Annotated in this window: 9 protein-coding genes, 1 tRNA gene and 1 pseudogene; 4 read left to right on the top strand and 7 right to left on the bottom strand. The window is 63.0% G+C overall.

What is annotated here, in order from left to right; translation table 11 throughout:
• Together FXB38_RS31850 and FXB38_RS31845 are read left to right on the top strand one after the other, a co-directional pair.
• Positions 1–235: pseudogene (locus tag FXB38_RS31850) on the top strand (LabA-like NYN domain-containing protein); the annotation flags it as partial.
• Positions 216–890 (top strand): uracil-DNA glycosylase, encoded by a 675-nt coding sequence (locus FXB38_RS31845; protein ID WP_148754928.1) that lies wholly within the window; start codon positions 216–218, stop codon positions 888–890. The pseudogene FXB38_RS31850 and the gene FXB38_RS31845, both read left to right, overlap by 20 nt.
• On the opposite strand, the gene FXB38_RS31840 is transcribed toward FXB38_RS31845, so the two are convergent.
• The 4 genes from FXB38_RS31840 to dapA form a co-directional block, all read right to left on the bottom strand.
• Positions 887–1,468 carry a peroxiredoxin gene (locus FXB38_RS31840; protein ID WP_148754927.1) on the bottom strand — a complete coding sequence of 194 codons (582 nt, stop codon included), beginning with the start codon at positions 1,466–1,468 and terminating at the stop codon, positions 887–889. The two genes, FXB38_RS31845 and FXB38_RS31840, sit on opposite strands and share 4 nt — an antisense overlap.
• A 3-nt stretch (positions 1,469–1,471) precedes the next feature.
• Complete coding sequence (smpB, locus tag FXB38_RS31835) at positions 1,472–1,945, bottom strand: SsrA-binding protein SmpB (RefSeq protein WP_061847806.1); 474 nt, start codon at positions 1,943–1,945, stop codon at positions 1,472–1,474.
• Between the two features lie 72 nt (positions 1,946–2,017).
• Positions 2,018–2,461 carry a large conductance mechanosensitive channel protein MscL gene (gene mscL, locus FXB38_RS31830; RefSeq protein ID WP_148754926.1) on the bottom strand — a complete coding sequence of 148 codons (444 nt, stop codon included), beginning with the start codon at positions 2,459–2,461 and terminating at the stop codon, positions 2,018–2,020.
• Between the two features lie 26 nt (positions 2,462–2,487).
• A complete protein-coding gene (gene dapA / locus FXB38_RS31825) occupies positions 2,488–3,378 on the bottom strand; it encodes a 4-hydroxy-tetrahydrodipicolinate synthase (protein ID WP_187435282.1) in 891 nt (296 codons plus the stop codon).
• Positions 3,379–3,674: 296 nt separating this feature from the next.
• Between dapA and FXB38_RS31820 the strand changes: the two genes are divergently transcribed.
• Positions 3,675–6,074 carry a lytic transglycosylase domain-containing protein gene (locus FXB38_RS31820; RefSeq protein ID WP_187435286.1) on the top strand — a complete coding sequence of 800 codons (2,400 nt, stop codon included), beginning with the start codon at positions 3,675–3,677 and terminating at the stop codon, positions 6,072–6,074.
• 38 nt (positions 6,075–6,112) lie between these two features.
• Here the strand turns inward: FXB38_RS31820 and FXB38_RS31815 are convergent, their stop codons facing one another.
• Both FXB38_RS31815 and FXB38_RS31810 read right to left on the bottom strand, forming a co-directional pair.
• Positions 6,113–6,322 carry a hypothetical protein gene (locus FXB38_RS31815; protein WP_187435281.1) on the bottom strand — a complete coding sequence of 70 codons (210 nt, stop codon included), beginning with the start codon at positions 6,320–6,322 and terminating at the stop codon, positions 6,113–6,115.
• 149 nt (positions 6,323–6,471) lie between these two features.
• Positions 6,472–7,980, bottom strand: a complete 1,509-nt coding sequence (locus FXB38_RS31810) for a porin (RefSeq protein WP_148754923.1) — start codon at positions 7,978–7,980, stop codon at positions 6,472–6,474.
• Between the two features lie 897 nt (positions 7,981–8,877).
• Between FXB38_RS31810 and FXB38_RS31800 the strand changes: the two genes are divergently transcribed.
• A tRNA-Ser gene (locus tag FXB38_RS31800) sits at positions 8,878–8,970 on the top strand.
• Between the two features lie 293 nt (positions 8,971–9,263).
• On the opposite strand, the gene FXB38_RS31795 is transcribed toward FXB38_RS31800, so the two are convergent.
• On the bottom strand, positions 9,264–9,530 hold the full coding sequence (locus tag FXB38_RS31795; protein ID WP_148754922.1) for a hypothetical protein: 267 nt from the start codon (positions 9,528–9,530) through the stop codon (positions 9,264–9,266).
• Positions 9,531–10,469: the final 939 nt, after the last annotated feature.

Below are 10,469 nucleotides of genomic sequence, written 5' to 3'. Positions count from 1 at the left end.
GGTCACGGTGATCTCCACCATTGCCAGCCAGCCGCCGATGATCGCCGACGAGCTGCGTCGCCAAGCCGACGTCTTCACTGACCTCGTCGAGTTGCAGTCCAAGCTTGGCCGCGATCCGTCCGAACGCCCCGCCCCGCGTGATCGCGGCGAGCGCGAGGCGCGCCACCACGCCCCGCAGTTCCTCCAGCGCGCGACCACGATGGCGCCGAGGGGCGATGACGACTTCGAGGAGTGAGGTAGCCCGGTCTAGCCGCCAGGCCCCCACCCTCGTCCCCGACCGTGATTGCCCGCTCTGTCCGCGCCTGGTCGCCTTCCGCGAGGCGAACCGCGCGCGCGAGCCATCCTGGCACAATGCGCCGGTACCACCGTTCGGCGACATCAAGGCGCGCTTGTTGATTGTCGGCCTTGCGCCGGGCATGCAGGGCGCCAACCGCACGGGCCGACCCTTCACCGGCGATTATGCCGGCGATCTGCTCTACGCCACGCTGCTGGAATACGGTTTTGCCAAGGGCACCTATCAGGCGCGTCCTGACGACGGCATGAAGCTGGTCGACTGTCGGATCGCCAATGCCGTGCATTGCGTGCCGCCGCAGAACAAGCCGCTGCCGGTCGAGATCAACACCTGCCGCCCGTTCCTCGTCACGAATCTCGAGACGATGCCGAAGCTGCGCGCGATCGTGGCGCTCGGGCGGATTGCACACGACAGCGTGCTCAAGCCGCTGAAGCTGAAGGCTTCGCAAGCCCCCTTCGGCCACGGCGCCGTGCACCAGGCAGGCCGGTTCAAGCTCTACGACAGCTATCACTGCTCCCGCTACAACACGAACACGGGCGTGCTGACGACGGACATGTTTCGCAGCGTGTTCGCGAAGGTGAAGGCCGATCTCGACTAGGCGCCGGCCGGATTGGCCTTCAGCCAGTCGAGCACGTCGCCGGCGTTCCGGTCCGGCGGAAACACCGGATAGAAAACATGCGTGATCGTGGCATCGTCGATGATCAGCGCGAGGCGCTTGATCAGCGTCAGGCCTGCGACCTCCATGGTCGGCAAATTGAGGGCGCGCGTGAGCGCTAGCTTCTCGTCCGAGAGCACCGGGAACGGCAGATGCAGCCGCGAGGCCATTTCGGTCTGGTATTCGTTGCCCTGGGTCGACAGGCCGAACACGTGCGAGGCGCCGGCCGCCCGGAGATCGGCGAAAAGATCGCGGAACGCGCAGGTCTGCGGTGTGCAGCCGCGCGCGCCGGGAATCATGTCCCAATCGTCGACCAGCGAGATCTTGCCGGGCTCGCCGGTGCGCGGATAGGCGAACACCACGGTGCGCCCGGAGAGCGTCGACAACGTCACTGACCTATCGTCGGTCGCGAGCAGGCTGATCGCGGGCAGCGTCATGCCGGCCAGATGCGCGGCGGCGCCGTCATCGGTGGGCGCCGGGATCTGGCTCCAATTGACCTCGAGCAGGTTCCTCTGAGTCATTTCCTACCCCCTCGCCCGCATCAGCCGGCCCTTCTCCCGGCTCCAGTCGCGCTTCTTCTCGGTCTCGCGCTTATCGTGCAACTTCTTGCCCTTCGCAACCGCGAGCTGCAGCTTGGCCCGCCCGCGCTCGTTGAAATAGAGCTTGAGCGGGATCAGCGTCATGCCCTCGCGGTCGACCGCGCCCATCAGCTTGTTGATCTGCCGGCGGTGCAGCAGCAGCTTACGCGGTCGCTTGGGCTCGTGGTTGAAGCGGTTGCCCTGGAGGTATTCGGGAATGGTGGCGTTGATCAGCCAGATTTCGCCGTTCTTGGAGTCGGCGTAGGACTCAGCGATCGTGCTCTTGCCGTTGCGGATCGACTTCACCTCGGTTCCAGTCAGCGCAATGCCCGCCTCGATCGTATCCTCGATCGCATAGTTGAAGCGGGCCTTGCGATTCTCCGCCATGACCTTGATAGGACGTTCGTTCTTATCGGCCATGACCTTCAAAACCTGGCAGCAAACCTGATCGGGATGCGCGCGTAAGGTAACAGTTAGGATGAAGCGCGCGCGTCACTTCTTGAGGAGATCGCGGATCTCGGTCAGCAGCACCACCTCCGCCGACGGCTTCGGCGGCTCGGCGGGTGCCGCCGCTTCCTTGCGCTTCAGCGTGTTTATAGCGCGGATCACGATGAACAGCACGAAGGCGACGATGATGAAGTTGATCGTCAGCGTCAGGAAGCTGCCGTAAGCAAGCACTGCGCCTTGCTTTTTCGCATCCGCTAAGTTGGTGGCGGTAACCGCCTTCGACAAGGGTACGTAGTAGTTCGAGAAGTCGAGGCCGCCGGTCGCGGCGCCGATGAGCGGCATGATGATGTCACCGACCAGCGAAGTGACGATTGCGCCGAAGGCCGCGCCGATGATGACGCCGACTGCGAGGTCGACGACATTGCCCTTCATGGCGAACTCGCGAAACTCCGTGAGGATCCGCCTGCCCTTTTCGTCGACTGCGCTCATGACAAGCGTCCTCGGTGGCTAAAGCATCAATTGATCAGGCCGGCGTGCACCATGGCGCTGCGCACGGCAACGCGGGTCGGCTCGGACACCGGAACCATCGGTAGCCGTAGCGTCTCGTCCATCTTGCCGAGCAGCGTCATTGCATACTTGATCGGCGCCGGATTGCTCTCGATGAAAAGGTTGTTGTGCAGCGGCATCAGCTTGTCGTGGATCTTCAGCGCGGTGGCGTGGTCGCCCTTCGCCCAGGCGGCCTGGAACTCCGAGCACAGCCGCGGTGCGACGTTCGACGTCACCGAGATGCAGCCATGGCCGCCATGCGCCATGTAGCCGAGGATGGTCGCGTCCTCGCCGGAGAGCTGATTGAAGTCCTCGCCCATCGCCGCACGCTGCTGCGACACGCGTACCATGCTGGCGGTGGCGTCCTTGACGCCGGCGATGTTCTTCAGCTCCCACAGCCGCTTCATGGTGTCGACCGACATGTCGATCACCGAGCGCGGCGGGATGTTGTAGATGATGATCGGAATCCCGATCGCATCGTTGATCGCCTTGAAGTGCTGGTACATGCCTTCCTGGGTCGGCTTGTTGTAGTAGGGCGTGACCACCAGCACGGCGTTGGCGCCCGCCTTTTCGGCATGCTGGGCCAGCTCGACCGCTTCCTTGGTCGAGTTGGAGCCGGCGCCGGCGATCACGGGCACCCGGCCCTTGGCCTCCTCGATGCACCATTCGACGACCTTCTTGTGCTCGTCGTGGGAGAGCGTCGGGCTCTCGCCGGTGGTGCCGACCGGGACCAGGCCGTTGGTGCCCTCGGAGATCTGCCAGTTGACCAGGGAGCGGAACGCCGCCTCGTCCAGCGAGCCGTTCTTGAACGGCGTGACCAAGGCGGTGAACGACCCCCGGAATTTCGTCTTGGCTGCCATGGACTTCCTCCGTACGCGGCGAGAATTTAGAGCAAGGCCCATTCTTATCGGGTCTGTCCGGCCGGTAAAAGACCTGCTGCCGGCCGACGCACCGTTTAAGCCGCGATTTTGCCGCGGTGGTGGTGCAAACCGGGCGAAGGTAAGCGGCTGTTGGTATTTTGTCCGCATATTCAATCAAATACAGCCAGATCTTGTACAGATAGGTCTTGAGCCAATTGACTGATTCGGGGCGACGAACCTCCGTGACCTCCTTTCCGCGCGCCGCATGGCGATCTGCCGGTCTGGCCATCTGCCTGATGGCCGGCCTGTCGATCGGCTGCGTCGCCCTAGCCAAATCCAATGAGACGGCCGAGGACACTGCGAAGGAACCGGCCAAGCAGGCCGCCAAAGGAACTGACAAGGGAACCGCGAAGCCAGCGGTCAAGCCGTCCGCGAATGACGCGACGAAGGGATCAACCAAGGACACAAGCAAAGAAACCGCCAAAGGCGCCAGCAAGGGAGCAGCTTCCGTGCAGGCCAAGGATCCTGCGAAGAAAGATCCTGCGAAGAAGCCCGCCAGCAAGGATGCCGCCAAGGACAAGCCGAAGCCCGCGGCCGCCACCCCCGCGCCAAAGGCACGACCGGCCGCCAATGCTCCGGCCTCGCAGACCGCGCCGGCGGTGACGGCCACCGTCAGACCTTCCGCCCCGGTCCCCGCCAAGCCTGTCGCCACACCGGTGCTGGCGCCTGCGACCCGCCAGCACGCCGCGCCGCGCAAGCCGGTCACGCCGGCCGCGGTTGCTGCGACCTCGTCGACATCGCAAGCCGACAAGGACACGCTCGAGAACGTCATCGAGCTGGTGCGCAAGCGCAAGCCCGGCGACGCCAGCAGTTACGCGGATTCGATTTCGGACCCCGTTGCGCGAAAGCTCGCGGAATGGATCATCCTGCGCAGCGAGGACAATGGCGCGAGCGTCGAGCGCTACCGCGCCTTCCTCTCCGCCAATCCGAGCTGGCCGTCGCAGACCTTCCTGCGCCGGCGCCTGGAGGCCGCGATGTGGGACGACAGGCGCGACGATTCCGTTGGCTGGTCGTGGTTCGAGAACGAATCCCCCGTTTCGGCCAAGGGCCGCTTCGTGCTCGCCAAGGCGATGCTGGCGCGCGGCGATCGCGCCAATGCCGAGCGGCTCGTGCGCGAGGCCTGGCGCAGCGATCCGATGTCGGAGGACACCGAGAACAACGCGCTCGACCAGTTCGGCGCCCTGCTCACGCCGGGCGACCAGAAGGCACGGATGGACACGCTGCTGTATGGCAGCGAGCACGAGGCGGCACTGCGCGCGGCAAAACGGCTCGGCGCCGGCTATGTCGCGCTCGCCAAGGCCCGCATCGCCTCCTTCAAGAAGGCGCCGAACACGCGCGCTCTGCTCGAAGAGGTGCCGCGGGAATTGCACAATGATCCCGGCTTCATCTTCAGCAAGATCCAGCTGCTGCGCCGTGAGGAGAAGTTTGCCGAAGCCGCCCAGCTCATGCTGTCGGCGCCGAAGGATCCAAACCGGCTCTACAATCTCGACGAATGGTGGATCGAGCGGCGCCTGCTGGCCCGCAAGATGATCGACACCGAGGAATTCCGCAGCGCCTATCTGATCGCGCGCGACGCGGCGCTCCCCTCACGCGACATCTACAAGACCGAGCAGGAGTTCACGGCGGGCTGGATCGCGCTGCGCTTCCTCAACGATCCCGCCGCAGCCGCCCAGCACTTTGCCCGCATCGGTGTCGGCAGCGTCAATCCGACCACGCTCGCGCGTGCCGGTTACTGGCAGGGCCGCGCGGCCGAGGCCGCCGGTCGCCAGCAGGAGGCGCGCAACGCCTATGCCCGCGCTGCCGAGCAATCCACCAGTTATTATGGCCAGCTCGCGCGCGCAAAGCTCGGCCTGCCGCAGATCGAGCTGAACAGCCAGCCGCGCGGCCGCGGCGCCGAGCGGCTGGAGATCGTGCGCGCCGCGCAACTGCTCTACGAGCTCGACGAGCGCGAGATGGCAATACCGCTGCTCGCCGATATGGGCGAGAACGGCGATCCCGAAGCGCTTGCCGGCCTCGGCGAGCTGACCCAGCGCTACGGCGACGCACGCGGCATGCTGCTGCTCGGCAAGGCAGCGCTCAATCGTGGCCTGCCGTTCGATTTCTACGCCTATCCCGTCAACGGCATCCCGCAGTTCACGCAGATCGGTCCCGAGGTCGAGCGCAGCATCGTCTACGCGATCGCGCGACAGGAAAGCGCGTTCAATCCGGCCGTCGTCTCGCCGGCGCAGGCCTATGGCCTGATGCAGGTGACGCCGGATGCCGCGCGTTACGTCTGCAAACGGCACGGCGCCACCTACGACCTCTCGCGGCTGAAGAACGATTCGTCCTACAACGCCACGCTCGGCGCAGCCGAGCTCGGCGGCCTGCTCGAGGATTATCGCGGCTCCTACATCATGACCTTCGCCGCCTACAACGCCGGCCGCGGCAGCGTGAAGAAGTGGATCGACCGTTACGGCGATCCGCGCGACGCCAAGATCGATGCCGTCGACTGGGTCGAGCTGATCCCATTCTCCGAGACCCGCAACTACGTGCAGCGGATCATGGAGAATCTCCAAGTCTACCGCGCCCGCTTCGGCGGCGGCACGCGGCTCCAGATCGAGGCCGATTTGCGCCGCGGCGCCGGCAGCGTGGAATAGCGACCTTCTCTCTCGCGTGTGTAAGAGGCACGCGCGCCTCAGGCCGAAACGACACTCGCCATCGCAGCAGCCATGAGCGCGAAACGCCATAGCGCCGTTGCCGCGACTTGGCGCGGCGCCTGTACGCTTTGCAGGACGATCTTGAGCTTCTCATCCTCGGACCTGCGTCGCCGCCGGCCCGTCTCCACCACTTCGAGCCGCTCGACCTGGGCGCTGCGCCTAACACTGTCCATAAGGACAGTTCTCAACACTCCGCCTCATTCGGCAAGGCGGCCTTCACCGGACGGATACGTCGATCATCATCTGTCGATTTGTGCGTCACAAGGCCATCGTCACATCGCCAAACAGCAAAAAGCCCCCGGCGGTTTCCCGCCGGGGGCTGATTGACAGATCGATATTAGAACGTGCGCTGAGCGCGGAGCATCAGGGTCAGCGAGTTCTGATCCTTCAGCTCATACACAGCAGCCGGCTTGGCGGCGGTCGCAACGGCCGGAGCAGTGATCGTGCCGGAGAACTTCTGGTCCAGCCTCGAATAGCTCAGGTCCGCAGTGAAGGCCAAGTTCTTGACCGGGGTCCAGACCGTGTTGACGCCGACCACGCCGAAGTTGAAGTCCGGGTTACAAGTCGCACCGGCGTTCGCAATAGCGGCGAAGTTTGCGCAGATCAGCGTCTTGCTCGCGTCACCGTACTTCAGCTGAGCATAGCCACCGTAGACCGCGCTCACCCAGTAGGGGCTCCAGTTGTGGGTATAGCCGCCACGGACACCCCAGGTCTTCACGGTCTCGATGCTGCCGCCAGCGCCGAAGACGCCGTCAGCAACGCCAGCCAAACCAACGCTCTGGTATGCACCAGGCACGCCCGTGCCGCTGAACATGAAGAAGGTTGCCGGGAACAGGACCTGGAAGTTCTCCTTGCTCATGCCATCGGTGTAGACGGCCTGCAAGTTCAAGCTGTCGCCAGCGCCGGTCGGGATGTTCTTAATCGACAACGAACCCTGAACCGCCCAGCCCCACTTGTCCGACGGGTGACCCGTGGGTTCCGTCGCGCCGTAGTAGGCAGCATGAAGATTATGTGCACCAACCGAGAACTGGGCAAGACCCCAAGCCTGGTCAACACGGACGGCACCGACGATGTCGGGGGAGCGCGTTCCACCCCAATCGCTGGAGCCGTAAGAACTACCCGTAATCAACGCAGTGGCAGCAGCGAGCGGTGAAGCGAAGCCGGAGGTGTTCCAGAGGTTGCCCTGACCGTTCGACTGAGTGGTGGGCTCTTCCAAGGCGATCGAACCGGTGATGCCCTGGCCGAAGTCAGCGGTATAAGCGAACTGATTGATACCGGTGACATGGTTGGAGCCGCCCGGAATGGTATCGGGACCGCCAGCCGGATAGCTCTGCCACGGCGCGTCGAAGATCGAGACCGTGCGGCCCATGGTGAACCCAGCGAACTGGATGAAGGCATGGTAGAGGCCGAGCGAGGGTTGGCCAGCCGAGAATGCCGACGGGCTGCTGCCGGTGACGTTCAACGTATCATAGCTGAAGATCATATCAGCGTAGGTACGAACGACGCCATACTCGGTTGCCGTGCGGGTATCGACGTTGAGGTCCATACGAGCACGGGTGTAGTAGTAGTTGGTCAGACGATTGTTCGACCCACCGTTCGCCGCAGTGGTGCTGTAGTTGAAAGCGTAGTCGCCGGAGCCGCCGAAGATCGTGTCGGCGCGCACGTAACCACCCAGCTTGATGCAGGTGTCGGTGCCCGGGATGTAGTAGAAACCCGCACCGTACAGGGAGCAGATCTTCACGTATTCGACCGCTTTGGCCTTCACGGGGAGATCGGCTGCCTGCGCTCCGCCCACGGCGATAAGACCCGCCGCTGAGCCGAGCAAAAGGCTCTTAACCAACTTCATGTTAAACTTCCAAGTTGCTCTTCAGGGAAGGTCACTGACCCGAATGGCCAATTCCCCAACCCCATCTAAATCACCGCCTTGGCCGCCTTCGCGTCTTCGGACACACCCGCATGAACGCGAGGGACTTAAGCGAAAGACCTAAACGGGACGACCTTGGGATGCCACCTCCGTCGCCCGATCACAATTACCGAACGACCTTGCACACACAACAACAGAACGCTCCGAAACGGGCCTATGGCGTGTGTTTTCCGACGGGTGTTGCACAAATAACACGCAGATGTGATCACGCGACGTCTGCAACATATTGTTTTTACTGTATTTTTTTGATCGGTTTCATCTGCCGCCGAAATTCCCGACCCGATGGTGCGCGGGTCGACTTACACACAGAGGCGGCTTTGACACGCTCGAATCGTGGAATCGGCCCACAGACTCAGAGGATGTGTAACGCGCCGTAACTCTCGGTGATCTCTGGCCGGTCGCGTGCAAACGGCCGGCACGGCGCAGACATTTATGTAGCTGAAGTCACTCGGCCGACTGGGGGAATCAGCACCGGCCTCCCGGCTGGCGGAGATAAGGGGTTCGCCCGTCGATGCCTTCATAAGCCTCGAACGGCACAGCAAGCCGGCATCTGCCTGGCAAAGCCGACCGTCGCGTGAAATTCCTAGTAAATTCAATCGCTTGATAGAGCGGACATGGCCTAGCCCACAGAAACTGTCTCTGTCGCCTCTGCCAAACGTTTCAGTTCTGCGTCCGCTGTTCCGACGTGATGTTTCTCGACTGGAAGGCAAACCGCCCTGATTGGCGCGCAGTCCTGCGGAAATCGTTGGGAATATTCGAGCGAAAACACACGCTTCCAAATTGACCGGCCCAAGCAATTAGATGCATAAGGCTCGCACCGGAGAGGTGGCCGAGTGGCTGAAGGCAACGCTTTGCTAAAGCGTCATACGGTCTCAAGCTGTATCGAGGGTTCGAATCCCTCCCTCTCCGCCATCCAGCGGCAGAATCCCGGCCTATTCATCTGAAAGGCGACGTCGCGCGGCTGCGAAAGCCCGGCGCCAGGCGCGGCTGAGCTCAGCCCGATTCGCGCGCTCCTTATATATGTATGTCCGCATCTCGCGGGCCGAACCGCCCGATCCGCGACTCACCACTGAGCCATTCTTCTGGGATCGCTCATGCCGCGCGGGCCAAGCCCGCATTTCTCACACGTCGCGGCACGACGCGGGAACTTGATTCAGCGCGACCGGATCGCCCGTGAGGCCACGGGGCCGGATGCGCTTCTTAATTCAATGAGCGGATACCCACGCCCTCGCGTCACGCTGCGCGGCCGAGATCTCGACCTCGGACATCTGGCCGGCCACTTCCTGGCGCAGCGCGACGGCGTCCTTGCGGCCCTTCAGCGCAGCGAGGTTGAACCATTTGTGCGCGGCGACGAGGTCGACCAGGCCCGAGCGGCCGCTCGCCCAATAGATCCCACGCTCGAACAGAACGTCCGACAGCGCGCTTGCATCGATCGGCGTTGCCGCATCGAGATCGAAAGTACCCTGAAACATAACGCATCCCCTTTTTCTTATGCCGCCTCGTTCCCCGAGCGCGGCTCCCGTCCAACTCTGATTTGCGTGATCCCTTCTGGGATCCTGCGCTGTTCAACTCATCCCCGAGTCTTGTTGTCCAAGTCTTCTTGCCCCAGCCGTTTGCCGGCTTGTTGGAGACGATGATGGCGGGCAAATTTGAATGGCAGTTTAAGTATCGCGATGAAGCAGACGTAAACGGATGCGCGCGCCACACGCGCGGGAAATTCGAGAAGTCCCTGATATGCAGGCACTTCTACGATTCGTCAGATTTGGTTTACCTTGGGATTTTCGGACATCGATAACCATCGCGCGCGGTGGTGCGTGTCCTGTGGTGTTTCTCCACCGACTGTCGTCACCCGCCTTGTGCGCACTGGCGCACTGGGGACCCAGTATTCCCAGAGGCAGCAATCGTTCCCCGGGAAGCCGCGGTGTACTGGATCGCCCGGTCGAAGCCTGGCGATGACACCGCGTGCGGGGAAGCGGCGCGCAATCACACTACAGCTCTCGCCTGGCCCAAGACCCAAGCGGCCAAGGCAACGCGACGGCGCAGTGCGACTATCGTCGTGGTCAGATCAACAATGTCGGGAAAGGAATGCCGGCAATACCCCGGCCTCAGGGAACGAGGGCGTCGGCGAACACGTCAGGATCAGATTCCAAATTGGCCCGAAGGCCGTCTGTGGAATTGCGGAGCCCTTATTCAAGGAGCCGCACCGAACGAAGAAAACTTGTTTCTTCTGCCGGACCGGACTTTGACGAGCGAGCCCGTGAAAGCTGACGATCCGACCGTTGACCTGATGTCTCGCCGACACCCTCTATCGTCGACCAGAACCTCCAGGAGGCGCTGATGACGTGCCGGCTCTCTGGGAGCCGGCAACTTCAGAAGTCGAAGTTACTTCTTCTTCTTCGCGACCTTGCGGG

Source organism: Bradyrhizobium cytisi (genome assembly GCF_008123515.1).
In the GTDB taxonomy this organism is placed as follows: Bacteria; Pseudomonadota; Alphaproteobacteria; order Rhizobiales; family Xanthobacteraceae; genus Bradyrhizobium; species Bradyrhizobium cytisi.
This window is presented reverse-complemented; position numbering and strand designations above follow the sequence as displayed.

What these genes read in the sequence shown, in the direction of transcription:
- FXB38_RS31845 (WP_148754928.1), top strand. Translation starts at nt 216, where the DNA reads ATGACGACTTCGAGGAGTGAGGTAGCCCGGTCTAGCCGCCAGGCCCCC.
- FXB38_RS31840 (WP_148754927.1), bottom strand. Translation starts at nt 1,468, where the DNA reads ATGACTCAGAGGAACCTGCTCGAGGTCAATTGGAGCCAGATCCCGGCG.
- smpB (WP_061847806.1), bottom strand. Translation starts at nt 1,945, where the DNA reads ATGGCCGATAAGAACGAACGTCCTATCAAGGTCATGGCGGAGAATCGC.
- mscL (WP_148754926.1), bottom strand. Translation starts at nt 2,461, where the DNA reads ATGAGCGCAGTCGACGAAAAGGGCAGGCGGATCCTCACGGAGTTTCGC.
- dapA (WP_187435282.1), bottom strand. Translation starts at nt 3,378, where the DNA reads ATGGCAGCCAAGACGAAATTCCGGGGGTCGTTCACCGCCTTGGTCACG.
- FXB38_RS31820 (WP_187435286.1), top strand. Translation starts at nt 3,675, where the DNA reads ATGGCCGGCCTGTCGATCGGCTGCGTCGCCCTAGCCAAATCCAATGAG.
- FXB38_RS31810 (WP_148754923.1), bottom strand. Translation starts at nt 7,980, where the DNA reads ATGAAGTTGGTTAAGAGCCTTTTGCTCGGCTCAGCGGCGGGTCTTATC.
- FXB38_RS31795 (WP_148754922.1), bottom strand. Translation starts at nt 9,530, where the DNA reads ATGTTTCAGGGTACTTTCGATCTCGATGCGGCAACGCCGATCGATGCA.